This is a genomic window from Brevundimonas sp. Root1423, from assembly GCF_001426805.1.
On the sequence record NZ_LMFL01000089.1, the window covers coordinates 58,225 to 84,670 of the forward strand.

General features: G+C 71.3%; 19 protein-coding genes and 1 pseudogene. 12 read left to right on the forward strand and 8 right to left on the reverse strand.

Going from position 1 to position 26,446, the window contains the following annotated elements:
- Nucleotides 1–35: 35 nt before the first annotated feature.
- Nucleotides 36–1,925, reverse strand: a complete 1,890-nt coding sequence (gene recQ / locus ASD25_RS28710) for a DNA helicase RecQ (RefSeq protein ID WP_369816708.1) — start codon at nt 1,923–1,925, stop codon at nt 36–38.
- A gap of 258 nt (nt 1,926–2,183) precedes the next feature.
- Between recQ and ASD25_RS28715 the strand changes: the two genes are divergently transcribed.
- The 9 genes from ASD25_RS28715 (at nt 2,184) to ASD25_RS28755 (ending at nt 10,484) form a co-directional block, all read left to right on the forward strand.
- Nucleotides 2,184–3,083 (forward strand): class I SAM-dependent methyltransferase, encoded by a 900-nt coding sequence (locus ASD25_RS28715; protein ID WP_055831907.1) that lies wholly within the window; start codon nt 2,184–2,186, stop codon nt 3,081–3,083.
- Between the two features lie 38 nt (nt 3,084–3,121).
- The gene (locus ASD25_RS28720) at nt 3,122–3,811 is read left to right on the forward strand and encodes a pseudouridine synthase (protein WP_055832006.1); all 690 of its coding nucleotides are present in this window, start codon (nt 3,122–3,124) and stop codon (nt 3,809–3,811) included.
- 52 nt (nt 3,812–3,863) lie between these two features.
- A complete protein-coding gene (locus ASD25_RS28725; protein ID WP_055831909.1) occupies nt 3,864–5,078 on the forward strand; it encodes an FAD-binding oxidoreductase in 1,215 nt (404 codons plus the stop codon).
- 31 nt (nt 5,079–5,109) lie between these two features.
- Entirely contained in the window at nt 5,110–5,763 is a 654-nt protein-coding gene (locus tag ASD25_RS28730) for a phosphoribosylanthranilate isomerase (protein WP_055831911.1), read from the forward strand.
- Between the two features lie 63 nt (nt 5,764–5,826).
- Complete coding sequence (gene trpB / locus ASD25_RS28735) at nt 5,827–7,011, forward strand: tryptophan synthase subunit beta (RefSeq protein WP_055832009.1); 1,185 nt, start codon at nt 5,827–5,829, stop codon at nt 7,009–7,011.
- A 1-nt stretch (nt 7,012) separates the two neighbouring features.
- Nucleotides 7,013–7,474: a hypothetical protein gene (locus ASD25_RS28740; protein ID WP_055831913.1), complete on the forward strand. Its 462-nt coding sequence runs from the start codon at nt 7,013–7,015 to the stop codon at nt 7,472–7,474.
- Nucleotides 7,471–8,301 carry a tryptophan synthase subunit alpha gene (gene trpA, locus ASD25_RS28745; protein ID WP_055832011.1) on the forward strand — a complete coding sequence of 277 codons (831 nt, stop codon included), beginning with the start codon at nt 7,471–7,473 and terminating at the stop codon, nt 8,299–8,301. The genes ASD25_RS28740 and trpA overlap by 4 nt, the downstream gene beginning before the upstream one ends.
- A gap of 9 nt (nt 8,302–8,310) precedes the next feature.
- A complete protein-coding gene (gene accD, locus ASD25_RS28750) occupies nt 8,311–9,204 on the forward strand; it encodes an acetyl-CoA carboxylase, carboxyltransferase subunit beta (RefSeq protein WP_055831915.1) in 894 nt (297 codons plus the stop codon).
- Between the two features lie 5 nt (nt 9,205–9,209).
- Nucleotides 9,210–10,484, forward strand: coding sequence for a folylpolyglutamate synthase/dihydrofolate synthase family protein (locus tag ASD25_RS28755; RefSeq protein ID WP_055831917.1), 1,275 nt, complete (start codon nt 9,210–9,212; stop codon nt 10,482–10,484).
- A 401-nt stretch (nt 10,485–10,885) separates the two neighbouring features.
- Here the strand turns inward: ASD25_RS28755 and trxA are convergent, their stop codons facing one another.
- The 7 genes from trxA to ASD25_RS28790 all read right to left on the reverse strand — a co-directional run bounded on the left by trxA (nt 10,886) and on the right by ASD25_RS28790 (nt 21,075).
- A complete protein-coding gene (gene trxA, locus ASD25_RS28760) occupies nt 10,886–11,224 on the reverse strand; it encodes a thioredoxin (RefSeq protein ID WP_055831920.1) in 339 nt (112 codons plus the stop codon).
- A 132-nt stretch (nt 11,225–11,356) separates the two neighbouring features.
- A complete protein-coding gene (gene addA / locus ASD25_RS28765; RefSeq protein WP_055831921.1) occupies nt 11,357–14,875 on the reverse strand; it encodes a double-strand break repair helicase AddA in 3,519 nt (1,172 codons plus the stop codon).
- Complete coding sequence (gene addB, locus ASD25_RS28770; protein WP_055831923.1) at nt 14,872–17,958, reverse strand: double-strand break repair protein AddB; 3,087 nt, start codon at nt 17,956–17,958, stop codon at nt 14,872–14,874. Before addB ends, addA begins: the two co-directional genes overlap by 4 nt.
- Entirely contained in the window at nt 17,955–18,671 is a 717-nt protein-coding gene (gene murU / locus ASD25_RS28775) for an N-acetylmuramate alpha-1-phosphate uridylyltransferase MurU (RefSeq protein WP_055831925.1), read from the reverse strand. The genes addB and murU overlap by 4 nt, the downstream gene beginning before the upstream one ends.
- Nucleotides 18,668–19,756 carry an N-acetylmuramate/N-acetylglucosamine kinase AmgK gene (gene amgK, locus ASD25_RS28780; protein ID WP_055831927.1) on the reverse strand — a complete coding sequence of 363 codons (1,089 nt, stop codon included), beginning with the start codon at nt 19,754–19,756 and terminating at the stop codon, nt 18,668–18,670. The genes murU and amgK overlap by 4 nt, the downstream gene beginning before the upstream one ends.
- The gene (gene tsaE, locus ASD25_RS28785; protein WP_055832013.1) at nt 19,749–20,210 is read right to left on the reverse strand and encodes a tRNA (adenosine(37)-N6)-threonylcarbamoyltransferase complex ATPase subunit type 1 TsaE; all 462 of its coding nucleotides are present in this window, start codon (nt 20,208–20,210) and stop codon (nt 19,749–19,751) included. The genes amgK and tsaE overlap by 8 nt, the downstream gene beginning before the upstream one ends.
- Before the next feature lies 1 nt (nt 20,211).
- On the reverse strand, nt 20,212–21,075 hold the full coding sequence (locus tag ASD25_RS28790) for a GNAT family N-acetyltransferase (RefSeq protein ID WP_055831929.1): 864 nt from the start codon (nt 21,073–21,075) through the stop codon (nt 20,212–20,214).
- Between the two features lie 111 nt (nt 21,076–21,186).
- On the opposite strand from ASD25_RS28790, the pseudogene ASD25_RS28795 reads away from it, so the two are divergent.
- The 3 genes and pseudogenes from ASD25_RS28795 to ASD25_RS28805 all read left to right on the forward strand — a co-directional run bounded on the left by ASD25_RS28795 (nt 21,187) and on the right by ASD25_RS28805 (nt 26,420).
- Nucleotides 21,187–23,302: pseudogene (locus tag ASD25_RS28795) on the forward strand (prolyl oligopeptidase family serine peptidase).
- Between the two features lie 144 nt (nt 23,303–23,446).
- A complete protein-coding gene (locus ASD25_RS28800) occupies nt 23,447–25,489 on the forward strand; it encodes an AsmA family protein (protein ID WP_082560178.1) in 2,043 nt (680 codons plus the stop codon).
- Nucleotides 25,490–25,562: 73 nt separating this feature from the next.
- The gene (locus ASD25_RS28805; RefSeq protein WP_055831933.1) at nt 25,563–26,420 is read left to right on the forward strand and encodes an alpha/beta hydrolase; all 858 of its coding nucleotides are present in this window, start codon (nt 25,563–25,565) and stop codon (nt 26,418–26,420) included.
- Nucleotides 26,421–26,446 lie beyond the last annotated feature (26 nt).

The window sequence follows — 26,446 nt, forward strand, 5'->3', positions numbered from 1 at the left end:
GACCTTGCCCGAACCTTACCTCGCGAACGTCGGTTTCAATCCACAGCCTGTGCAAGAGCGGCCAGAACGCCCTTGCCGTAGCGGTCCAGCTTGGTCTGGCCGACGCCCGAGATATGGCCGAGCGTCTCGAGGTTTCCGGGTTCGGCCATGGCGATTTCCAGCAGGGTCCTGTCCTGGAAGATGACGTAGGGCGGCACGCGCTGTTCGGCGGCGCGGTCGCGGCGCCAGGCGCGCAGGGTCTCGAAGCGGGCGCGGACATCGGCGTCCATGGTCTCCAGCGCGGCGTTGCGGCCGGTGCGGACGCGCTCCTTCGAACCCACGACGCGGGCGGGAGTCAGGCGCACCTCGACGGCGCGCTCGCCGCGATAGACCGCGCGGACGGCCTCGGGCTCGCCGATGCGAACCAGCGGCTTGCCGTCATTGGGGTCCTCGACCAGCAGGCCCTCGAACATCAGGTGGTCGACCACGTCGCGCCAGGTGTGCAGGGCCACGTCGGCGCCGACGCCCCAGGTCGACAGGGCGGTCTCCCACGGCTGGACTTCCTTCGTCTTGCCGAGGAGGTGGTCGATGACGCGGGTCTTGCCGAAGCGTTCGCCGAGCCGCTGGACGGCGGCCAGGGCCTTCTGCGCGTGAACCGTGGCGTCGAACACGGCGGGCGGTTCGAGGCAGATGTCGCAGACGCCGCAGGGTTGGGCGGCCGTCTCGCCGAAATATCGGCGCACGGTCTGGGGCCGGCAGGTCGCGCCGTCCAGCATGGCGAACAGCTGGCGGACCTTCCTCACCTGCACCGCCTTGACCGCCTCGGCCATGGGGCGGCCCTCGAGGCGCTTCAGGGTCCAGGCGATGTCGGAGGGGCCGTAGAGGGTGATCCCCTCGGCCGGTTCGCCGTCGCGTCCGGCGCGGCCGATCTCCTGCCAGTAGGCTTCCAGCGAGCCGGGCGGGTCGGCGTGGATGACGAAGCGGACGTCGGCCTTGTCGACCCCCATGCCGAAGGCGATGGTCGCGACCATGACGGCCCCGTCCTCGGCCAGGAAGCGTTCGAGGCGGCGGTCGCGGTCGCGGGCGTCCATGCCGGCGTGATAGGCGATGGCGTTGGTCCCGGCGGCCTTGAGGGCGTCGGCGACCCGCTCGCAGCCGTCGCGAGAGCCGCAATAGACCACGCCCGACTTGCCGCGGCGCTGCCGCACCAGATCAATGACGGTGAGATCGGTCTTCGCCCGCGAGGCGTTCTCCTTGCGCACGGCCGAGAGCTGCAGGTTCGGGCGGGCGAAGCTGTCGACGAGGACCTTCGCGCCTTCCAGCCGCAGGGAGCGGACGATGTCTTCCCGTGTGCGGGCGTCGGCGGTGGCGGTGACGGCGATCCGGGGGACGTCGGGGAAGAGTTCGGCGAGCCGGCCGAGGGTGCGGTAGTCGGGGCGGAAGTCGTGGCCCCACTGGCTGACGCAGTGGGCCTCGTCGATGGCGATCAGGCTCAGCGGCAGGTCGTGCAGCCGGTCGATCAGATGCGGCTGGGCCAGTCCCTCGGGCGAGACATAGAGCAGGTCGAGCTCGCCGGCCCGGGCCTGACGCCAGATGGCCGAGCGGTCGTCCATGGAGACGCCGGAATCGAGCCGGGCGGCCGCCACCCCCTGCTGTTTCAGCGCCTCGACCTGGTCGGTCATCAGGGCGATCAGGGGCGAGACCACGAGGCCGAGCCCGGGCCGCAGCATGGCGGGGATCTGGTAGCAGACCGACTTGCCGCCGCCGGTGGGCAGGACCGCCAGCACGTCGCGACCCGCGAGGATCTCGGCGACCACGTCGGCCTGCAGCCCGCGGAAGTCGCCGTGGCCCCAGACGCGCTCGAGCGTCGTCCGGGCGTCGGCGAGTGTCGGCGGCGCGACTAACGTTAAGGTTGAATCCGCGAGCATGGTGCGCTTGTGCCTCATTTGTTCTCGTTTGTCAGCGGGGAATTGGGACGGGGAAGCCCCGCCTGTGGAGCAGGCCCAGACGGTCCTTCCCCATTTCGGGGGAAGGGGGGCGGCGAAGCCGCTCGGATGGGGGCTCTGTCCGCATGAGCGGTCGACAACCAGAGTCCGCCGCAGACAGCCCCCATCCGTCTCGCTGCGCGAGCCACCTTCCCCCGTGAAGGGCGAAGGGACGGCAGGGGGTCCCCGCCGCGACGCATTCCAGCTATAGGCCGCGCCATGACCACCCTTCTGTATGGCCGCCCGCCGGCGGTGTTCGATCCGCCCGGCGCGGCGACCCAGGTTTCGCCGCTGATCCCGGGCTCGACGCCGCTCGAGGACGTCGCCGAAGCTTCGGCGGACGAGATCATGATCTACGCCCCGCCCGGCGTGCTGGAGCGGCGGTACACGCTGGCGCTGGCGTTGCGGGCGCTGAAGCCGGGCGGCCGGCTGGATGCGATGGCGGCCAAGGACAAGGGCGGGTCGCGGCTGAAGAAGGAGCTGGAGGGCTTCGGCGCCGAGGTCGGTGAAAGCGCCAAGGCGCACCACCGGCGTTGCGTCGTCATCCGGCCGGAGACGCTGACCGGGATCGACGAAGCGATCGCGGCCGGGGCGCCGCGTCTGGTCGAGGGGCTGGAGGCTTGGTCGCAGCCGGGCGTCTTCGCTTGGGACCGGATCGATGCGGGGTCCCTGCTGCTGGCGCAGACCGCGCCCGCGCTGAAGGGGGCGGGGGCCGATCTCGGCTGCGGCTACGGGGCCCTGGCGACGGTGGTGCTGAAATCGCCGGCGGTGACCTCGCTGCGGCTGATCGATCTGGACCGGCGGGCCATCGCGGCGGCGGAGAAGAATGTCACCGACCCGCGCGCGACCTTCGAATGGTCCGACGCCCGCACGATCGAGGCGGCGGGCGATCTCGATTTCGTCGTCACCAATCCGCCGTTCCATGACGGCGGCGCCGAGGACAAGCGGCTGGGTCAGGCCTTCATCCGTCAGGCCGCCGCCATGCTGGGCAAGGGCGGCGTCTTGTGGCTCGTGGCCAACCGGCACCTGCCCTATGAGGCCGAGCTGAACGCCGCCTTCAAGCGGGTGCGGATGGCCGCCGACGCGGGCGGCTACAAGGTGTTCGAGGCGGTGAAGTGAAGACGCCGACGGCCCGCGTCGACAAGCTGCTGGGATCGATGGGCTATGGCTCGCGGACCGAGATGGCGCGGCTGGGCAAGGCGGGCGGGATCGTGCTGGACGGGGCCGATCTGACCGATGTGTCGAAACGGATCGCGGTGACGCCGGACCTGCCGTCGCGGATGGAGATCGACGGCGAGCCGCTCGATCCGACGCCGGGTCTGGTGATGATGCTGCACAAGCCGCTGGGCATGACCTGTTCGCGCAAGGAGGACGGGGCCCTGGTCTATGACGTTCTGCCCCCGCGCTGGCGGCGGCGCGATCCGGCGATCTCGACCATCGGCCGGCTGGACAAGCAGACCACGGGCCTGCTGCTGCTCACCGACGACGGCGACCTGTTGCACCGGGTTATTTCGCCCAAACGGCATGTGGCCAAGGTCTATCGCGCGACCCTGGCGCGGCCGCTGGACGGGACGGAGGGCGATGTCTTCGCCGCCGGAGGTCTGGTGCTGGAGGGCGAGGACAAGCCGCTGTCGCCGGCGGTGCTGGAGGTGCTGTCGCCAACGGAGGCGCGGCTGACCGTGACCGAGGGCCGCTATCACATGGTGCGGCGGATGTTCGCGGCGGTGGGCAATCACGTCGAGGGCCTGCACCGTGAACGGGTCGGGGGGCTGGCCCTGCCGGACGATCTGGGTCCGGGGGACTGGCGGCTGCTGGATGCGGCGGAGATCGACGCGATCTTCGCCTGACGGAACCTCACCCACGCCGCCGGCTTATCGCTCCGCTTGCAGCGGAGGCGACATGACCGGGGCGACGATCAAGAGAGACCTGCGCACCGGACGTTCGCTGTGGGCCGACAGCTTCGGTCTCGGCGTGCCGGTACGGCCGCTGAGAGAAGCGATCTCGGTCGATGTGGCCATCGTCGGGGCGGGGATCAGCGGCGCCTTCATGGCGCATGAGCTGAGCCGGGATCATTCGGTGGCGGTGCTGGACCGGCGGCCGCCGCTGATGGGATCAACGATCGCCTCGACCGCCCTGCTGCAATGGGAGATCGACCTGCCGCTGACGGCGCTGGGCGAGCGGATCGGCATGGCCAAGGCGCGGCGGGCGTATCTGCGATCGCGGCGGGCGGTGGACGACCTGAAACAGGTGATCGCCGAAGAGGGGATCGTCTGCGGCTGCCATGACAAGGCGACCCTCTATCTGGCCGGCGACGAATACGGCCATCGCGCGCTGCAGGCCGAGGCCGAGGCGCGGGCGGCGATCGGGCTGGAGAGCGAATACGTCGGGCCGGAGATTCTGCGGGACCGGCTCGGCATCGACCGAACCGGCGCCATCGTCAGCCAGGGCTCGGCCAGCGGCGATCCGGCCCGGCTGGCGGCCGGCCTGCTGCGGCGGGCGCAGGCGGCGGGGGCGAAAGTCTATTCGCGGGTCGAGGTGATGGAGGCGGCCAGCGATCCGGACGGGGTGACCCTGCTGACCGACGCCGGCCATGCGGTGCGGGCGAAGGCGGTGGTGTTCTGCTGCGGCTATGAATTCCCCAGGGGCGTGCCGACGCCCGGGGCCAAGGTCATCTCGACCTGGGCCATGGCCTCGAAGCCGCGTCAGCGCTGCCCGGCCTGGCTGAGGGAGACCCTGGTGTGGGAGGCGTCGGACCCTTACCTCTATTTCCGCATGGGCGGAGACGGGCGGCTGATCGTCGGCGGCGAGGACGAGGCGACGCCGGACGCCCATGCCGACAAGGCGAAGCTGAAACGCAAGTGCGAGACGATCGCCGCCAAGCTGAAACGGCTGTTGCCCGAGGTGGCGTTCGAGATCGACTACAGCTGGGCAGGGGCTTTCGGAGAGAGCGCCACCGGCCTGCCCTCGATCGCGCCCGTGCCGACCATGGACCACGCCTGGGCGGTGATGGGGTTCGGCGGCAACGGCATCACCTATTCGGTCATCGCCTCGCAGGTGGTCTCGGCGGCGCTGCGCGGCGGGGCCGATCCGGACGCGGACCTGTACCGGCCTTGACCCCGGCCGGCGGCGGGGGCACCTGCGCCTGATGAGCGCCCACGCCAAGATCTGCGGCCTGACCACGCCGGACACGCTGGACGCGGCCCTCGCAGGCGGGGCGGCCTTCGTGGGCGCGGTGGTGTTCCCGAAGAGTCCGCGCCACATCGAACCCCTGCACGCCGCGACCCTGTTCGAGCGGGCGCGCGGCCAGGGTCCAGGGGGGGCGAAGATCGTGGCCGTGACGGTTGACGCCGACGACGCCCTGCTGACCGAAATCGCCCTGATCCTGAAGCCGGACCTGATCCAGCTTCATGGCCATGAGACGCGCGAACGGGCGGAACGGGTGCGGACGCTGACCGGGGCCGGGATCATCAAGGTGCTGCCGATCCGCACACACGGGGATTTCGCCGAGGCCGCGGCCTGGGAGCCGTTCGCCGATCATCTGATGTTCGACGCCAAACCGCCCGAGGGCTCCGCCCTGCCGGGCGGGGTCGGGGCGCGGTTCGACTGGGCCCTGCTGGCTGACCGGGCCTTCCGTCATCCCTGGTTCGTGGCGGGCGGGTTGACCCCGGACAATGTGGCGCAGGCGATCCGGGTGTCCGGCGCGCCCCTGGTGGATGTGTCCTCTGGCGTGGAAAGCGCGCCGGGTGTTAAGGACCCCGCCCTGATCACGGCGTTCCTCGACGCCGTCCGCTCCGCCTGATTTCCGCCGCTCCCCCGCGTGAAAGCTACCGCCGTGAACGCCATCATCCCCAACCAGTACGCCATGCCCGACGCCGAGGGCCGTTTCGGCCCCTATGGCGGGCGGTTTGTGGCCGAGACCCTGATGCCGCTGATCCACGAGCTGGACGCGGCCTATGCGGCGGCCAGGGCGGATCCGACCTTCCAGGCCGAGCTGGACGGTTTCCTGACCGACTATGTCGGCCGGCCCAGCCCGCTGTACCTGGCCGAGCGGCTGACGGAGCACTACGGGGCCGCCGACATCTGGTTCAAGCGCGACGAGCTGAACCACACGGGCGCGCACAAGATCAACAACTGCATGGGCCAGATCCTGCTGGCCATGCGGATGGGCAAGACGCGGATCATCGCCGAGACCGGCGCCGGCCAGCATGGCGTGGCGACCGCGACCGTCTGCGCCCGCTTCGGGCTGAAATGCGTCGTCTACATGGGCGCGACCGACGTCGAGCGGCAGTCGCCCAACGTCTTCCGCATGAAGCTGCTGGGAGCCGAGGTCGTGCCGGTGACAGCGGGCCGGGCCACGCTAAAGGACGCCATGAACGAGGCGATGCGCGACTGGGTCACCAATGTCGAGGACACCTACTATCTGATCGGCACGGCGGCCGGGCCGCACCCCTATCCGGCCATGGTGCGGGACTTCCAGTCTGTGATCGGCAAGGAGACGCGGGCCTCGATGCTGGCCCGGCGGGGCAAGCTGCCCGACGCGGTGGTGGCGGCGATCGGCGGCGGGTCGAACGCCATCGGCCTGTTCCACCCCTTCATCGAGGACGCGGGCGTGCGGCTGATCGGGGTCGAGGCGGCCGGGCGCGGGCTCGACGGACCGGACCACGCGGCCTCGCTGCAGGGCGGCCGCCCCGGCGTGCTGCACGGCAACCGCACCTATCTGCTGCAGGACGACGACGGCCAGATTCTGGAAGGCCATTCGATCTCGGCCGGTCTCGACTATCCGGGCATCGGCCCGGAACACGCCTGGCTCAAGGATATCGGCCGGGCCGAATACCGCGCCGCCACCGACGCCGAGGCGCTGGAGGCCTTCCAGCTGTGTTCGCGTCTGGAGGGGATCATCCCCGCGCTGGAGCCCAGCCACGCGCTCGCCCGGATCGGCGAGATCGCGAAGGAAGTGGGCAAGGGCGGCGATGTCGTGCTGAATATGTGCGGGCGGGGCGACAAGGACATTTTCGCGGTAGCGAAACATCTGGGCGTGGAGTTGTAGAATGAAGATCGCAGTATTGGCCGCCGCGGCGGCCCTGTTGGCCAGTCCCGCCTGGGCCCAGGAGCCAGCGGCTCCCGCCACAGCGCCGGTTGTCGTGTCGCCGGACGCCCTGGTGCTGCCGGGCGCGACCTTGGCGCCCGATTGCGGCAATCTGTACGGCCTGGCGGGCCGCGCCTTCTGCGTCAGCGCGCCGCTGGCGGGGATCGGAACCCTGGCCGACGCCTATATCGCCGACCTCGCCACCAAGGGCTGGATCGCGGCGGGCGGGGACGACAACCGCGTGGTCTTCGTGCGCCGGCGCGACACCGGCGGCTGCGACGGATTGCAGATGCAGGCCTTCTACGACACCGCCCGGCCCGCGGGTCCCGAGTCCACGGGCTATCTCGGCTTCGGCCCGATCCCCGGCGACGTTTGCGCCGGCCCGGCGGCCGCTCCCGCCCCGACGCCTGCCCCGGCGCAATGACCACAGCCCGCATCGACGCCCGTTTCGCCGCGCTGAAGGCCGAGGGCCGGGCCGGGTTCGTGGCCTATGTCATGGCCGGGGACCCCACGCGGGACCAGGCGCTGGAGATCCTGCGCGGCCTGCCGGGCGCGGGCGCGGACATCATCGAGCTGGGCTTTCCGTTCTCGGACCCGATGGCCGAGGGGCCGCCGATCCAGCGCGCGGCCCTGCGCGGGCTCAAGGCGGGGCTGACCCTGAAGGGCACGCTGGCCCTGGCGGCCGCCTTCCGCGAGGGCGACGCGGACACGCCGGTGATCCTGATGGGCTATCTCAATCCGATCGAGACCTACGGCTACGACGCCTTCGCGCGCGACGCGGCGGCCAGCGGGGTGGACGGTCTGATCGTCGTCGACTGCCCGCCGGAAGAAGCCGGGCCGCTGTCGGACGCCCTGGACGCGGCCCAGGTGTCGCTGATCCGGCTGGCCACGCCGACCTCGGACGATGCGCGGCTGAAGATCATCGCCGAACGGACCTCTGGCTTCGTCTACTATGTCTCGGTCGCGGGCGTGACCGGGGTCAAGGAGGCGCAGGCCCTGTCGGTGGCTCCGGCCGTCGAGCGGGTGCGCAAGGCCTCGGGGCTGCCGGTCGCCGTCGGTTTCGGGGTCAGGACGCCGGAACGGGCCGCCGAGATCGCCCGCGTGGCCGATGCGGTGGTGGCCGGATCGGTCCTGGTCGATGAGGTCGCGGCCGCTTTGGAGGCGAACGAACCCGCGGCGGCGCGCGTTCTGGCGAAGGTGCGGTCCCTGGCCGATGCGGTCCGGGGTGCGCGCGTGAAAGAAAGCGTCTAAAGCGCCGCCATGGTCGACAAGAACAAACCTCCCCAGGAAAAGCGCGGCGGCTGGCTGAGCCGCTTCGCCCCCGGCGTGCGCAAGATCGTCAACCGGCGCGACACGCCCGAGAACCTGTGGGTCAAGGACCCCGACACGGGCGAGATGCTGTACCGGTCGGACCTGGAAACCTCGCTGTGGGTGACGCCCTCGGGCCGCCACATGCGGATCAACGCCGAACAGCGGCTGCGCTACACCTTCGACGACGGCGCCTTTGAGGCCATCGACACGCCCGACGTGCCCGAGGACCCGCTGAAATTCTCGGACGGCAAGCCCTACAAGGACCGCCTGATCGCCGCCCGCAAGGCGGCCGGCCGCAAGGACACCATGGCGATCGGCTTCGGCGAGCTGGACGGAACGCCCGCGGTGGTGATCGTCCAGGACTTCAGCTTCATGGGCGGCTCGCTGGGCATGGCGGCGGGCGAGGCGTTCATCGCCGCGGCCCGGGCGGCCGTGGAGCGGGGCGTGCCGCTGGTCTGCTACACCGCCGCGGGCGGGGCCCGGATGCAGGAGGGCGCGCTCAGCCTGATGCAGATGGCGCGCACCACCCTGGCCATCCAGGAGCTGAAGGCGGCGCAGCTGCCGTTCGTGGTGGTGCTGACCGATCCGACCACCGGCGGGGTCACCGCCAGCTACGCCATGCTCGGCGATGTGCATCTGGCCGAGCCGGGGGCCCTGATCGGCTTCGCCGGCCCGCGCGTCATCGAGGCGACCATCCGCGAGAAACTGCCGCCCGGCTTCCAGCGCGCCGAATATCTGCAGGAGAAGGGCATGGTCGATCGCGTGGTCGCCCGTGAGGACCTGCCGAAGGTGCTGGGCCAGATCCTGTCGATGCTGATGGGCGGACGGCGCCGGGCGGCCTGACCGCCGTGGACCCGATCTCGGAAAGACTGAGGGCGCGGCATCCCCAGCGGATCGATCTGTCGCTGGACCGGATGCGGGTGCTGTGCGCGGCCCTGGGCGACCCCCAGCACCGCCTGCCGCCGGTGGTCCATGTGGCCGGGACCAACGGCAAGGGCTCGACCGTCGCCTTCATCCGCGCCATCGCCGAGGCGGCCGGGCTGAAGGTTCACGTCTACACCTCGCCCCATCTGGTCCGGTTCAACGAGCGCATCCGTCTGGGCGGTGAACTGATCGGGGACGCTGCCCTGAACGACATCCTCGACCGCATCGAGGCGCTGGATGTCGAGGCGACGGTGTTCGAGAGCACCACGGCCGCCGCCTTCGTCGCCATGAGCGAGACGAAGGCCGACCTGGCCGTCGTCGAGGTCGGGCTTGGCGGGGTGCTGGACGCCACCAATGTGATCGAACGCCCGCTGCTGAGCGTCATCGCCCCGGTCGATCTGGATCATGCCGAGTTTCTGGGAACGTCCCTGCCCGGGGTGGCGGCGGAAAAGGCGGGCATCCTGAAGTCCGGCGCGCGGGGCCTGATCGCGCGGCAATCCGAAGAGGCGATGGCGGTGATCGAGGCGGCGGCCCGCGCCGTGCAGGCGCCCCTGACCGTCATGGGCGTTGATTTCGACGCCTGGGCGGAGCGGGGCGGCATGGCCTTCCAGGATCAGGAGCGATTCCTCGACCTGCCCGCGCCGGCGCTGGTCGGGCCGCACCAGATCGCCAACGCCGGCCTGGCCGTCGCCGTGGCGCTGGAGCTGGACCTGCCCGAGACCGCCATCGCCGAAGGCCTGCGCGCCGTGCGCTGGCCCGCGCGCCTGCAGCGACTGACGGCGGGGCCTTATGGCGAGGCCGCGCGGGCGGCGGACGCGGAGCTGTGGCTGGACGGCGGCCACAATCCGCACGCGGCAAGGGCCCTGGCGGAGGCGCTGGCCGAGCGTCAGGCCAGGGCGCCCCGTCCGCTGGCCCTGATCGTCGGCATGCTGGCGAACAAGGACGCAGGGGGCTTCTTCGAGGCGATGAGAGCCACCGGGGCGGCCGTCTTCACCGTTCCGTTCGAGGGCGCCGCCGCCGAGCCGGAAGCCTTGGCCGCCGTCGCGCGCGGCCACGGTCTGGGCGCCGCGGCCTGTGCTTCGGTGCAGGAGGCGCTGGAGCGGGCCTTGCGGCTGGGGGCCGGCCGGGTGGCCATCTGCGGCTCGCTGTATCTTGCCGGCGAGGTTCTGGGCGCGGCGCGGGAAACCTGGCCGGACTGAATTCTCACCCGTTCAACGTCCAACGTCCGCGCCGGCGGCTAGTGTTCGTCCGGCGTGCGGACGCGCTGCAGATTGCGGAGAAAATCGCGCGTCTGCTGGTCCTGGACGCCGCTGACGGGGATGTTTCTGCAGACCCTCTGCTGCATGTTCGATCCGGTGGCGCGTTCAAGGCGGCAGACGCGACGGGTGGCGCCCGGGTCCGGGCGGAGTGGCCGCCGACCGGGCCGCGGCGGGCGCGGGGGCACCGGCGATGACTCTCACCTGGCCCCCGTCGAGCAAAAGGGCGGCGGCGATCAGGGCGGCGGTCAGCATGGCTATGGAGCTCCGTGTCCTTCCGGGACCCGAAGCAGAACACCGATTTTTCAGCCGGGCAAATCCGGGGCCGTTCGACCCCGGCCGGATCAGGCGGCGGCCGTTCCGATGCCGGACTCGGCCAGCCATTCGAGAATCTTGCCCTTGGGCATGGCCCCGACCTTCATCGACGCCATCTGGCCGTCCTTGAACAGCATCAGCGTGGGAATCCCCTTCACGCCCAGTTTCGACGGAATCATGGGGCTGTCGTCGATGTTGACCTTGGCGATGACCACCTGGCCGGCCAGATCATCGGCGATCTGCTCGAGGGCCGGGCCGATCTGTTTGCAGGGGCCGCACCATTCGGCCCAGAAGTCGACCAGTACGGGCCGGGACGCCTTCAGAACGTCGGCGTCGAAGCTGTCGTCGGTGACCTTGATGGTGGCCATGCGGATATTCCTGTCTGGCGCCGGCGTCGGCGAAGGCGAATGATCGGCCGCTCAGACTCAATGAGTTCGGCCCGGGCGCCCCGATGTGGGATGTCCCGGCGCGCAAATCAACGCGGATGTTCGGACGGCCCGTCATCCGGACAGGGCGGCCCGCATCAGGTCGGCGGGCACGGGCATCAGACGCGGGCCATCGGTCCAGACCAGGGCCGCCTCGACGGTCCGGTCGGGGTAGAGCCGGGCCAGCACCGAGGCGTAGACCGCCATCTGCAGCACATAGGCGGGGTCGGCGTCCTCGATACGATCGGGAGCCGGGCGGTTGGTCTTGTAGTCGATGACCAGGACCCGATCCGGGGTAACCACCAGCCGGTCCATGCGTCCCGATATCGGGACATCGCCGACCGACCCCGTCAGGGCGACCTCCGGACGGGAGCCTGGACCGAAGACCGGGGCGAAACGGGCGTCCTCGAGGACAGCGAAGGCGGCGCCGGTCATTTCGCCGCGGGCCTCGTCATCCAGGTCCCGCTCGCGCGACAGGATGCGGCGCGCGGCGTCGGCCCTTTCGGGCGGCGCGATGTCGGGCAGGCGCTCGAGCAGCCGATGGATCAGGTCGCCGCGCCGGAACCGGCCCAGCGGCGCGCCGGGTCCGGCGGTCGTCGCCAGGGGCGAAGGCGCAGGGATGCGGGTCGTCTCCTCCATCTTCGACGGCGAGGCGAAGCGGGCGGCGCTGTCGGGAGCGGGCGGGGTGCGCGCCCAGGCCGGCGCCCCTGCCGGCGTCGGGCGGGCGGCGATCCCGGCGGCAAGCGTTTCAGGGTCGACGCCGAACCGCCGCACGCCGTCGCCGATGTCGTGCACGTTCTGCGGATCATCCTCCTGCAGGCGCTGGAAGGTTTCGGCGATGACGCTCCACCAGCTGCCGGCCTCGAAGCCTTCCTCGGGCCGCCGGACCGCCCGGCCCATGATCACCAGCCGGTCGCGGGCGCGGGTCAGGGCGACATAGAGCAGGCGAAGGGTCTCGGCGTCGGTGCGGGCCACCCGGGCCTCGCGCGCGGCCTTCGAGGCCGGGCAGTCGTCCTTCGCCGAGCCGGGGCACATCAGCCAGCCCTCGCCTTCTGCGCCGTCCTCGTTCGCCGAGGGCATCAGGGTCGGCCCCTGGGGCTTGGCGCGCGAGGTGGTGTCGGGAAGGATGACGATGGGCGCCTCCAGACCTTTCGCGCCGTGGACGGTCATGACCCGCACCTCGTTGCGGGCGCCCTCCATCTCGCGCTTGACCTCGACATCGGCGGCCTCGAGCCGGGCGACGCAGGTTTCCAGATCGACGCCGCCGCGCCCTTCGGCGGCCAGGACCTGGGCCAAGGTCTCGTCGATGGCCTCCTCGGCCTCGCGGCCCAGGCGGGCGAGGATGCGGGCGCGGCCGGTGAGGCCGGTGTCGTCGACGCGGTTCAGCAGGCTGGAGAAGAAGGCGAAGGGGTCGCGGTCGCGGGCGTCCAGCGCGGCCTGGACGAAGTCGCGGGCGCGACGCCACTGCGGCTGTTCGTCGGCCCGGTCGCGCAGCGCGCGCCACAGCGAGCGGCCGGCGCGCCCATCCTTGTCGGCAAGCGGATACAGGCTGTGGGCGTCGCCGAAATCGGTCACGTCGCAGAAGGGGCTGCGCAGCACCTCGGCCAGCGACAGGTCGTCGTCGGGGTAGAGGGCGAAGCGGGCGACGGCGATCAGGTCGTCGAAGACGATGTGCTCTTTCAGCTTCAGCCGGTCGGCGCCGGCGACGGGCACGGCCTCGGCCTTTAGGGCGCGGATGATCTCCTCGAACAGGGCGTCGCGGCGGCGGACCAGGACGAGGAAGTCGCCCCAGCGGGCCGGGCGCATCGGCGGGTCGGTCTCCGATCGGCGATGGTTGTGAACCGCGACGCCGGCCATGACCTGCTTGCGGATGTCGCGGGCCAGGGCCTGGGCCAGCTGTTTGCGGCCGCTGCGGGCGTCCTCCTTGTCCACCGGGGCGTTCCAGGCCTCGCGGTCGGGCGTCGCCGGATCGTGGAACAGGGGCCAGAGGTCGATCGAGCCGTGCTGGCCGACGCGGGCGGGATGGTGGGTCGGGATGTCGCCGAGCTGGCCGACGAGGGCGCGGGTCCGCTCGGGGCCCTCGAAGGCGGCGTCGACGAAGGCCAGCACCTCCTCGGTCGAGCGGAAGGAGGTGTCCAGCGGCACCTCCTCGAACGGCCGTCCGGCCCCACGGGCCAGCGCCTCATAGGCCTGGGCCTCCTGCCGCAGCCGTTCGGGGCGGGCGCCCTGAAAGGAGTAGATCGACTGTTTCTCGTCGCCGACGGCGAAGACGGTGCGGGGAATGCGCGGGGCATCGCCGCGCCGCCCCGCGCCCTCGCCCGAGAAGAACTCCTCGGTCAGGGCCTTGAAGATGGCCCACTGGTCGGGGGCGGTGTCCTGGGCCTCGTCGACGAGGACGTGTTCGATGCCGCCGTCCAGCTTGAACAGCACCCAGGCGGCGGTGGCCCGTTCGGTCAGCAGGTCGACGGTGCGGACCACGAGGTCGGAGAAATCGAGCGCGCCCTGCCGGGCCTTGGCGGCTTCATAGAGGGCGGCGTGGGTCCGGGCCAGGGTCAGGGCCTTGACCGTGTCGTCAGCGACCCGGGCGGCGCGCATCCGGTCCAGAACGGCGCAGTATTTCAGCGAGACGGAGTCGAGATACGCAGCGGCCGCAGGCGGGGCGCTCTTCGTGCCGAATTTCGTCCGCGCCTCGCCCTTGGAGTCGATGAAGAGGGCCTTCATGGCGGCGAGGCTGGAGTGGGGCGGGACGGCCTCGCGCATCTGGGCCGCGATCTTCTGGTCGTTGGCCGAGCCCGTTGCGAAGCCGTCGGCGGCGGCGCGCCAGGCGGCGGGGTCGAGCCAGTTGAGGAAGTCGGTCTCGATGGCTGAAGGCGTCTCATCTTCGGAGACGCCGGCGAGAATATGCGGACCCGGCGCGGAGCCCGAGGTCCAGCGCTCGACATAAGCGACCAGCTTGCCGCGCTCGGTCTCGATCATGGCCAGCAGGGCGTGGAAGGATTTCCAGTCCAGTTCGACCGCGAAATGGGCGTAGGCGGCGCCGAGCCGGCCGTCGGGATCCACCAGGGCGGCGCGGGCCAGATCCTCGCGCGCCTCGTGCGACAGGGCGATCGCCGCCTCGTTCTCCAGCACCTTGAAGGCGGGCGAGACGCCGGCCTCGATGGGGAAGCGGCGCAGCAGCTTTTCGCAGAAGGCGTGGATGGTCTGGATCTTCAGACCGCCCGGCGTCTCCAGCGCGCGGGCGAACAGGCGGCGGGCCTCCTTCAGGTCGGCGGGCTTCAGGCCGGCGGGATCGCGGCCGTCCAGCCCCGCCAGATCGGCCGACAGCTCGGCGTCGTCCATGACCGCCCAGCGGCCCAGCTTGTCGAACAGCCGGGCCTGCATCTCGGCCGCGGCGGCCTTGGTGTAGGTGACGCAGAGGATCTCGCCCGGCGGTGCCTTCTGCAGCAGCAGCCGGGCCACGCGGTCGACCAGGGTGGTGGTCTTGCCCGAGCCGGCATTGGCGGTGACGAAGACCGAACGGCCGGGGTCGGCGGCGGCGGTCTGGTGGGCGCGGGCCTGGTCGAGCGGGGCCAAAGTCGGCGTGGATTGCGTCATTCGGGCGCCTCGTCCTCGCCGCCGACGACGTGCCACTCCCAGACCCGGGCCAGATGGTCGTAGTTGCCGCCGAAATTGCCCATGAACTGCGGCGCGGCCCAGGAGACATAGGGCCGGGACTCGTCGTCGAAGGCGGCGACGCCGTCGACCAGCCGGGCCAGTTCACGTTCGGCCAGTTCGGCCGCGGTCAGGGGCTGGCTGCGGGTGACCCTGCCGACGTCGACGGCCTCGCCCGGCGTCTTGCGGCCGGTGACCTTGACGTAGAGCAACTCCGAGGCCGGCGTCGGCGGGGCGTCGGCGAAGCCGCCGTCGGCGAGGATGGCGGCGGTCAGGGTCAGCTGGGGGGCGAAGCCCTGGGCCACCTGTTTGGCGCTGGGGGTCGAGCCGGTCTTGAAGTCGATGACGGCCGCGCCGTCGGCGTCAAGTTCGATCCGGTCCGCCTTGGCCGTCAGGGTGAAGGGGCCGAACGGCGCGCCGAAGGTCATCTGGCCGGTCTGTTCGATCAGCAGGGTCGCGCCGCGCTCGCGGCGCTCGCGCTCCCAGCCGGCCAGCCAGACGGCGCAGTTGCGGGCCAGCGGCGTTTCGCGCGCCATGGCGTGGTCCTCGAAGCCGGCGGCGTCCAGCTCCTCGCGCAGGAAGTCCTCGATCTGGTCGGCGCAGTCCTCGGGCAGGGCGTCGGGCCAGGACACGACGACGCGCTCGATGGCGCGGTGCACGGCGTTGCCGCGCGCCATGGCCTCGGCCGAGGCGCCGGGGCGCTCGAGCTTCTGCAGGCCGAGGATGCGCTGGGCGTAGACGGCGTAGGGATCGCGGACCCAGCGTTCGACGCTGGTCACGGGAAGTTTGCGCGGGCGGCGCGCGACAGGCGGCTTCGGCGCCGGGCGGCGCTCGTAGCGCGGTGGTCCCGGCGGCGGGACATCCAGCGCGCGGGCGGCGTCGACCGAGGTCGAGGGGCGTTCGAGGACGATGGGCGTGGCCGGGGCGTCGGCGCCGCGGGTCAACATCTCCAGCCGCCACAGCCAGCGCGACTTGACCGCGGGCTGACCGCCGCGGCGTTCGGAGTGGACCAGTATGGCCTCGTCGGCGCAGGCGGCCTGGACGAAGTCCTGGGCCGTCTGGCCGAGGCGGCGCTCGGGCGGGGGCAGGCCGAGAGTCTGGCGCATGGGCCGTGACAGGAAGGGATCGGTCGGAGCGGCGTTGGGCCAGACCCCCTCCTCCAGCCCGGCCAGGATCATGCGGTCGGCGCGCACCAGCCGCGCCTCGATGGCGCCGAGGATGCGCAGCCGGGGCTGGGTGGCGCCGCCGGTGCGCACCGTCTCCCTGGCGAGCAGGTCACGGACCAGGTCGGCGAATTCGGCGCACGACACGGCGCCGAGGGAGGCGCCGCCCTCGATCAGACCGGCCAGAAGGGCGGCGGCGGCCTCGCCGTCGGGACCGGCCCAGGCGTCCTGACCGGCGAGCGCCTCGATCAGTCCGGTCAGGGTGCGGGCGGCGGCGTCGAGCGGGGCGTCGGGCGTGAACGGGGCGAGGGCGGCGGCGGACAGCGCCTCCAGCCGATCGACCAGGGCCGTAGCGGCGGTCAGGCGGGCGCGGGTCCCGTCGGAGGGGGGCTTGCCGTCGTCGCGCGGCTCGCCGGCCTTGAGCAGGGCGCGGCGCAGGCGGCTCCAGTCGCGATGGCGGGGGCCTCTCAGGGCGTGATGTTCGAGGGCGCGCAGGGCGGCGGCGGGATCGGTTTCGCCGAGGTCGAGCCGGACCAGCGGATGCTTCAGCAGGCCCAGCAGGGCGTGGGGATCGAGCGGCTTGTCGACGAAGCGGACGGCGAGATCGATCAGCCGGCCGGCGTCCATGCGCGACAGGGGCTGGCCGGAGGAGACGTCGGCGGCGACGCCCCAGCGCTCCAGCCGGGCGGCGACGCGGCGGCCAAGGGCCAGGTCGGGGGTGACGAGGGCGCAGGTCCGGCCCGGAGTCTCCAGCGTCTCGCGCATCATCAGGGCGAGGACGGCGGCGGCGTCTTCCTCGGCGCGTACGGTGACGACCGACAGGCCTTCCAGCCCCTGGGCGATCGGATCGGCGGACTGGTCCCTGAAGGCGTCCTTGCGCAGGGCGGCGATGACCGTTCGCCAGTCGTCGGTGGCGTCCGCCGGGCGCAGGGCCTCGTTGATCAGCCGCTGGCGGGCGCGGCCGCGCGCCTCGGCGACGGCGTCGCCGACCGGCTGGAACCACGGGCGGACGGCGTCGCGTTCGGTGCGGCCGTCCAGCAGCCGCCACAGGGCGTTCTGCGGATGCTGTTCATTGTCGCCGAGCGTGGCCCAGACGGTCGGGTCCAGCTCCCGGTCGAGGCCAGGCAGGACGACGCAACCGCGCGGCGCGGCGGCGACGGCGGCCAGCACATCGGCGGCGGCGGGGGCGGTGCCGGTCGAGCCGGCGGCGATGACGGTCTGGGACGGCGGCCGCTCGGTCCAGGCGGTGGCCAGCAGCCGCAACAGGCGGGCGCGGCGCCAGGCCGGATCGACCAGCCCCATGGCCTCCAGCCGTCGGGGCCAGGCTTCGACGGCGAGGGCGAGGAATTCGGCGGACTCGCGCCAGTGCTCGGCCAGATCGCCCTCGACCAGGGTCGCGACGCGGTGCAGGTCCCCGATCTCCTCCAGCTGGCAGGAATCGAGGAAGCCGCCGAGCGCGTCGGCCATCTCCAGCGCGCGCAGGGGCGTAAGGCCGGGGCGGAAGTCCTCGACGATCATCCGCGCCATCTCGAAACGGCGGGTCAGGGGGGCGATGGCCGGGGGAAGGTCGAGGCCCAGTTCGCCGGGCGCGAAGGGCGGCTCGTCCTCTTCGAGGTCGCCGAGCGGGCGGACCTGGGGCAGCAGCAGGGGGCGTCCGCCCGCCTGTTTCGACAGGGCGGCGGTGAAGGCGCGCGCGGCGCGGCGGTTGGGCAGCAGGATGACGGCGTCGGACAGGGCCTCGGGCGGATGGTCGCCGAGCCAGTCCAGAACTCCGGCTGCGAGATCCTCGAGGAAGGGCCGTCGCGCCTCAATGGCGTACCATCGCGGTCCGGGGGGCAGGAAGGGATCGAAGCGGGCGGTCATTCGAGCGCCAGTTTCGCCTCGGCCTCGTCGCGGGCCTGCGGGTCGCCGACATGCATCCAGTCGCCGTCGAGAACGCAGCCGTACAGGCGACCTTCCGCGGCGGACCGGCGCCAGAAGCCGCTCAGCGAGAAGGGGCCGTCGGGGCCGTCGGCGACATAGTCGGGCCGACAGATGTGGACGCCCATATAGGCGAAGGGGGCGGAGGGGGCGTCGCCCCGGAAGGTCAGTTTTCCGTCGTCGGCGAGGAAGAAGTCGCCCTCGCCCTCGAAGCCGATCGAGCCTTCGCGCCTGGCGAGAAGAAGCGCCGCATCCATGATTGACGGATTCCACAACCGGGCGAGTTGATTCAGCGCATCGCCCCGCGGGTCGGTCCAGACGCTGTCGATGTTGGCGACAAAGACCGGGTCGGGCCCGAGGAGGGCCGCCGCCTTCTTCAGTCCGCCGCCCGTTTCCAGCAGTTCGATGCGTTCGTCGGATATGACGATGTCCGGCCCGCCGCGGCGCGCGGCCAGATGGCGCTCGAGCCGGTCGGCGAACCAGTGGACATTGACCACCGCCCGCTCGACCCCGGCGTCCGCCAGCCGGTCCAGCACATGGTCGATGAGGGCGCGGCCGCCGACCTCGACCAGGGCCTTGGGCCGGTCGTCGGTCAGGGGACGCATGCGGGTGCCGAGGCCCGCGGCCAGCACCATCGCCGTTCTTGGGGCGGTCATCGGCGTCTCGTCTCCGGGACATGGGCGGCGAACCAGCGGGCCACGGGTTCGAGCCCGGGCGCCTTCAGATTGGCGTTCAGATGGGCCCACATGCGCGGCATGAAGGCGCGGTAGCGCGGCTTGCCGTCGCGCACGATCAGCCGGGCGAAGACCCCGAGGATGCGCGCCTCGTTCAGCGCCGCCAGCCCGGCGTAGTCGCGCATGAAGGCCTGCCGGTCCGTCAGCGGACGAAGGGCGAAATAGTGGTCCAGCGCCCGCGTCTCCAGCGCCGCCGGCACGTCGCGGCGGGCGTCCTGCAGCAGGGAATGCAGGTCCCAGGAGGGGTGGGCGCGCACGGCGTCCTGGAAGTCGATCAGCCCCACGCTCGCGGCGCCGCTGCGGCCCGGCAGGCGGATCAGGTTTTCGGCGTGATAGTCGCGGTGGGCCATGACGGTGGCTCCGGCCGCCCCGCGCGCCGTGACGGGGGCCCATGCCGCCCGCCATTCATCCACGGCTGCGTCGTCGAAGATCAGCGACGCATCCAGCTTCGGCATCCATTCCACGAACAGGTCGGCCCCGCCCTGCAGCGCGGTTTCGTCATAGGCCAGCAGCGGCCAGTCGCCGGCGGGTCCGGTCAGTATGGCCGGCGCGGGCGTGTCGTGCAGGGTCGCCAAGGCCTCGACGGCGGCCAGATAGAGCGGCTCCTCGGGCGCGCCGTCCTCGATCACCCGGGCGAAAAGGTCGTCGCCGAAATCCTCCAGCACGGCCAGGCCGGCGGCGGCGTCGACGGCGACCATCTCGGGGGCGGACAGGCCCAGCGACCTCAGGTGGGCGGCGACGGCGGCGAAGGCCTCGATGCGGCCGGCGGACAGGCGGGCGACGGCGTTCCAGCCCTCGGCCTTGCGGCGCTCGGGCGACCACGACGGATCAGCGGGCGGGCTTTCGGCGGCGGCCGGCTGATCCATCAGCATCAGGCTGACGCCCGATGGCGTCGTCAGCCGCTCATAGCGGCGGGTCGAGGCGTCGCCGGGCAGGGGCGCGCGCGCCGCCTCGGCCAGGCCGGCGGCTTTGAGGAAGTCGAGACGCTGCTGCTCGCGGTCAGACATGAAGGTCCTTCAGTTTCGTCTCCCATGCGCCTGCGCCGGACAGGGCCGCAACCCGGCCGTCTCCGGCCTCGGCGAGGGTCACCGTCAGAATGTCGGGGCCCAGCCAGCGGGCCGGATCGTCGCCGAGCCGTTCGGGCCATTCGATGATGGCGCAGCCGTCGTCCAGCACCTCGTCGAGGCCGATCTCGGACGCCTCCCCGGGCCGGGTCAGGCGGTAGAGGTCGAAATGGGCGACGGGGGGGTCGCTCTCGTAGAACTGCACCAGGGTGAAGGTCGGCGAGGGCACGTCCTCGTCCGGCCGCGTCAGGGCGCGGATCAGGCCCCGCGCCAGGGTCGACTTGCCCATGCCCAGCGGTCCGTACAGCAACACCGCCTCGCCCGGCTGCAACCGCGGCGCGATGGCGGCGCCGAGGCGGGCGGTGGCGTCGGCGTCGGGCAGCGTCAGGCCATTGATCTCAGGCAAAATCGGCGTCCGGCTGGCTGGGCAGGACCCGTTCGGTGAAGGCCTTGAGCCCGTAGGTCGCCTTGACCGCGTCGATGTCGAGACGGGTCGGCGGCACCGGCTTGCCGACCTTCAGCTGGAAGGCCTTGCGGCGCTTGTTCAGCAGTTCGTGGAACAGGGTGATGTCCCGAAGTTCCGGCGAAATGCGGTCGAAGAGGTGGAACAGGCGCGACGTCGGGCCAGCGACGTGGATGGGTACGATGGGGGCGCCGTATTTGCGCGCCAGCGAAGCGGCGGTCGGGGCCCATTCGGGATCGGTGACCGAGCCGTCGCGGGCCACGCGGGCCAGCCTCCCGGCCGGGAACATGACGACGCAGCGCTCGGCCTCGAAGGCTTCCTTCGCCGCATGAAGCGTCGCCCGCGTCTTTTCGCGCGTGCGTTTCGCGACCACCCATTCGACCGGAATGACGGTCTCGCCCAGCCGGGGCGAAACGCGCAGGGCGTCGGCGTTGGCGAAGAAGACGGCGTCGGTCCGCCGGCCCCGGATGGCGTCGAACACGGCGATGCCGTCGGCGATGCCGGTCGGGTGATTGGCGACGATGATGCAGCGGCCCTCGGCCGGAATGCGTTCGGGGTTCATCACCGCGACCTTCAGATCCAGCAGGTCGCTCATATAGTCGAGCGCTCCGGGTCCCGGGAGCGGCCTGACGGCGTCGGCCATGCGCACGGCGGCGCGGTAGTTGAGCAGCCGGTAGAGGAAGGGCCGGACCAGGGGCCAGGCGATGGACCGGGTCAGACGCGGCGCGCGCTCGGCGATCAGCACGTCGCAGACGTGCGGTTCCCGGCGGGTCGGCGTGAGGGCGACGATCTCGGTCATTCGACGCCGGTTGTCGCCGCTCGCGGCGCGGACGGCAAGCGGCTTCCGCCTGCCCGCGCCCGGTGCTACGCCAGCGCCCGGGACTGAAGACAAGTCACGAGGAAACCGTCCATGCGCCACCGTTCCCTGCTCGCCGGCGCCAGCGCCGCCCTGGCCATTTTCGCCGCCGTCCCCGCCCTGGCGGAGACTCCCGCCGAGGGCGCCCCGGCGCCCGCCCCGGCCAGCCAGTCGGCGGACGCTTTCGACTACCGCGACATGATTTCGGCCAATCGCCTGGCCGATCCGCAGGTGTCGCCGGACGGACGCTGGGTGGTCTACGCTGTGACCACCACGGATGTGGCCGCCAACCGCCGCGCCGGTTCGCTCTGGATCATGGACCTGCGCCAGGGCGGCGAGGGCCGCAGGCTGGCGATCAGCGAGGGCGGGGCCAACACCGCGCGCTGGGGCTCGGACGGCAAGCTGTATTTCCTGTCCGGCCGCTCGGGCACCAGCCAGGTCTGGCGGGCGAACGCGGATGGAACGGGTCCGGTGCAGGTCACGGACCTGGCGCTGGACGTCAACGCCTACCGGCTGAGCCCCGGCGCGGACAAGGTCGCGGTGTCGCTGGCCGTCTTCCCCGGGTGCGGCGACATCGCCTGCACCGTCGACCGCACGAAGGCCGTGGCCGAGGATCCCGCGACCGGCCAGGTCTATGACCGCATGTTCGTGCGCCACTGGGATACGTGGAACGACGGGACCCAGAACCATCTGTTCGTCCAGTCGATCGGCGCCGACGGCCGCGCCACGGGCCAGCCCGTCCATGTCACGAAAGGCTTCGACGGCGACACCCCCTCCAAGCCGTTCGGCGACGAGAGCGAATTCACCTTCGCCCCGGACGGGCAGGCGATCGTCTTCTCGGCCCGCCTCGCCGGCCAGAGCGAGCCGTGGAGCACCAATTTCGACCTGTGGCGCACCAACGGCCTGTCGGGCGACGGCACGTTCGAGAACCTGACCGACGACAATGACGCCTGGGACACCGGCCCGGTCTTCTCGCCGGACGGCCGGACGATGGCCTACCGCGCCATGGCCCGGCCCGGCTTCGAGGCCGACAAATTCGCCATCTTCCTGCGCGACGTGGCCACGGGCCGGACGCGCCAGATCGCGGCGGACTGGGACCGCTCGGCCGACAGCCTGCAATGGTCGGCGGACGGGAACACCGTCTATGTCACCGCCGGCGACGTCGGCCAGACCCGGATCTTCGCCATCGACACGCGCAACGGCGTGGTCACCCCGGTCACGGGTCCGGGACATGTTTCGGCCTTCGCCCAGACGCCCACCGGCTTCGTCTTCGCCCAGGACACGCTGACCCGGCCCAGCGAGCTGTTCGTCAAGACCTTCCGCGGCCGCGAAATGCCGCGCCGGATCACCAATGTGAACCCGCAGCTGGACGATCAGGCGTTCGGCGAGCCCGAGCAGTTCAGCTTCGCCGGCTGGAACGGCGAGACTGTCTACGGCCATGTCATCAAGCCGGCGAACTATGTCGAGGGCCGGAAATATCCGGTCGCCTTCCTGATCCACGGCGGACCTCAGGGATCGTTCGGCAAYGGCTGGTCCTACCGCTGGAATCCCGACCTACGCCGGCGCCGGCTATGCGGTGGTGATGATCGATTTCCACGGCTCGACCGGCTACGGCCAGGCCTTCACSGAYTCGATCAGCCAGCACTGGGGCGACCGCCCGCTGGAAGACCTGCAGAAGGGCTGGGCCGCGGCGCAGGAACGCTACGGCTTCCTCGACGGCGACAACGCCTGCGCCCTCGGCGCCTCGTACGGCGGCTACATGATCAACTGGATCGCCGGCCGCTGGTCCGACGAATTCAAATGCCTGGTCAACCACGATGGCGTCTTCGACGTGCGCGGCATGGCCTATGGCACCGAGGAGCTGTGGTTCACCGAATGGGAGTACGGCGGCACCCACTATGACAATCCGCGCGGCTACGAGGCCTTCAACCCGGTCCATCACGTCGACCAGTGGAAGACCCCCATGCTGGTGGTGCAGGGCGATCTGGACTTCCGCATCCCGACCTCGCAGGGCCTGTCGACCTTCACCGCCCTGCAGCGCCGGGGCGTCGAAAGCCGGTTGCTGTTCTTCCCGAACGAGAACCACTGGGTGCTGAAGCCGGCCAACAGCCTGCAATGGCACACCGAGGTGTTCGGCTGGCTGGACAAATATCTGAAGCCCGCGCCGTAACCGGACCGGTCTTCGGCAGGCAGGGCGCGTCCGGACCGGGCGCGCCCTTTTTGCCGCCCGCGCGGGAATACGCCGCCGCCCGCGGCCCGCCCTGAGCCTTTCCGGACGTTTGCGCGTTGTGGAGGCTTCGACGGAGTCCCGCGCTTGTCCAACCCCTTGAAGGACCATCCCAACTGGCTGGCCGTGCGCGACCGGGCGCTGGTCCCGGCGGGGACCTGGGCGCGGGACCGTCGCGACTGGGTCAGGGCCAACGACCCGGTCTACACCAGCTTCCGCCAGCCGGGGCGGCCGGAGCAGATCGCCGCGGGTGTGGCGCTGGCGTTGATCGCCCTGGTCGTCGTCTTCCTGGTGCTGTTCGACTGGAACTGGCTCAGGGGGCCGATCGGCGGATGGGCCTCGGCCCGGTACGACCGCGACATCGAATTGCAGGGCGATCTGGACGTGCAGCTGTTCAGCTGGACGCCTTCGGCCCGCATCCGCCAGGTGCGCGTCGGCGGCCCGGACTGGGCCAGCGAGAAGGACACCCTGACGGTCGAGGACGCCGTGGCCTCGGTGCGTCTCATGCCGCTGCTGTCGGGTCGGGTGGAGATGCCGCTGGTCGAGATCGTCCGCCCGCAGGTCGTGCTGATCTCGACCGCCGACGGCCGCAAGAGCTGGGTGCTGGACCCGGACAAGCCCGACACCGGCCCGATGAAGCTGCCGCCGATCAACCGGCTGGTCATCCGCGACGGACAGGTGTTCCTGGACGAGCAGGGCCGCAACATCCGCCTGAACGCCACCGTCAACGCGCGCGAGGGCTCGGACGGAAACGCCGGCTTCCACCTCGATGGCCGCGGGACGATCAACGGCACGCCCCTGACGCTGATGGTGCGGGGCGGACCCTTCATCAACATCAAGCGCGACCGCCCCTATGGATTCAAGGCCGAACTGTCCGGCGTGGGCACGACACTGACGGCCGATGGCGCGATCACCCGGCCGTTCGATCTGGGCCAGTTCAACGCCACCCTGGGTCTGCGCGGGCGCGACCTGGCGGACATCTATCTGCTGACCGGCATCACCACCCCCAACACGCCGCCGTATCGTCTCAACGGCAAGCTGACCCGAAACGACAACGTCTTCACCTTCAACGACTTCAGCGGCCGGGTCGGCTCTTCGGACCTGTCGGGCGATCTGAAAGTGGACAAGGTCGGCGACCGCCGCCGGGTCGAGGCCAGCCTCTATTCCCGCCTGCTCGACATCGACGACCTCGCCTCGGTGCTGGGCGGGACGCCGCGGGTCACCGCGTCCGGCGACACGGTGGTGACCTCCGGCGCCCCGGGCAAGCTGCTGCCGGACGCGCCGCTGAACGTCGAGCGTCTGCGCGTCATGGACGGGACGCTGACCTATCGCGCGGCCCAGGTGAAACGGAACGAACTGGACGTGCGGCGCGTCAATCTGGGGGCCCGGCTGAAGGACGGCATCCTGAATCTGGATCCCGTCGCCTTCGACTTCAACCGCGGCGAACTGGACGGGACGGCGCGGATCAACGCCAACAACAAGGTGCCCTATTCGACCGCCGACTTCCGTTTGCGCGGCTATCCGCTGGAGTCGATCATCCCCGCGCGAAACGGCGTCCCCACGGTGACGGGCCGCGCCATCGGGCGGGCGAAGCTGGAGGGGCCGGGCGCCTCGATTCACGATTTCGCGGCCAATTCGAAGGGCACGCTGAGCCTGGTCGTGCCGCAGGGCCGGATGCGCGCCGCCTTCGCCGAATTGCTGGGCATCAATGTCACCGCCGGCCTCGGCAAGCTACTGTCAGGCGACACCGGCACGTCGGAAATCCGCTGCGCCGTGGCCGACTTCACCGTCAGCGGCGGCACCGCCACCGCGCGAACCTTCGTCATCGACACCACGCCCGTGCTGGCCAAGGGCACGGGGACCATCGATCTCGGCGCCGAGACCATGAACCTGCGCATCGACGGCGAGACCAAGTCGCCCCGATTGATCCGCCTGTGGTCGCCGATCACCATCCGGGGCCCGCTGACGGCGCCGAAGATCGGCGTCGACGGCGGCGCCATCGCCGGACAGGTCGGCCTGGGCACGGTGCTCGGGGCCCTGATCAACCCGCTGGTGGCCCTGCTGCCCTTCGTCGACCCGGGACTGGCCGAGGACGCCAACTGCGGCGCCCTGATCTCGTCGGCGCGATAAGCGGCCGCGCGGTTGAGCCGTAGCCGACTTCCGTGCGTATCTTGGTCCAACTCCGTCTGAAACCAGGGACCGCATGACCCGAAGAGGCCTGTTCGCCCCCGCCCTCGGCCTGATCGCCGCGGCCTGTTCGCCGCTGGGCCTGCTGAATAATCTGGCTCCGCGCGACCGGGGCGTGCGGCGCGTGGCGCGCGACCTCGCCTATGGCGACAATCCCCGTCAGAGGATGGACATTCACGCCCCCGTCGAGGCGGGCGACCGGCCGTGGCCGATGCTGGTCTTCTTTTACGGCGGGGGCTGGGACAGCGGCGAGCGCCGCCTCTACGGCTGGGCGGCGCAGGCGCTGGCCGCGCGCGGCTTCGTGGTCGCCACCCCGGACTACCGGCTGGTTCCCCAGGCGCATTTCCCGGCCTTTATCGAGGACGCCGCGGCGGCCACGGCGAAGGCCGGGCAGATCGCCGACCGGTACGGCGCCGATCCGGCCCGGCTGGGCGTCATCGGACACTCCGCGGGGGCTCATCTGGCGATGATGATCGCCCTCGATCGCCGCTATATGACCGGCGCGGGCGCGCCAGGGCTGATCAGGGCCGCGGCCGGTCTGGCGGGGCCCTATGACTTTCTGCCTTTTGACGTGCCGGCCTCGGTCAACGCCTTCGGACGGGTTCCGGACCCGACCCTGACCCAGCCGGTGACCTTCGCCCGCGCCGACGCCCCGCCGCTGTGGCTGGGGCATGGCGTGGAGGATGTGGTGGTCCATGCCGAGGACACGGCCATCCTGTGCGACCGGATGAAGGCCGTTGGCGGCCGCTGCGAGGCCAAGCTCTATCCCGGCCTGAATCACGCCGACCTGATCGCGACCTTCTCGCCCCTGTTCCGCAGCAAGGCGCCGGTGCTGGACGACGTCACGACCTTCCTGCGCCGCGAGCTGGGCTGATGCCCGGGGCGCTGAAGCTCCACCGT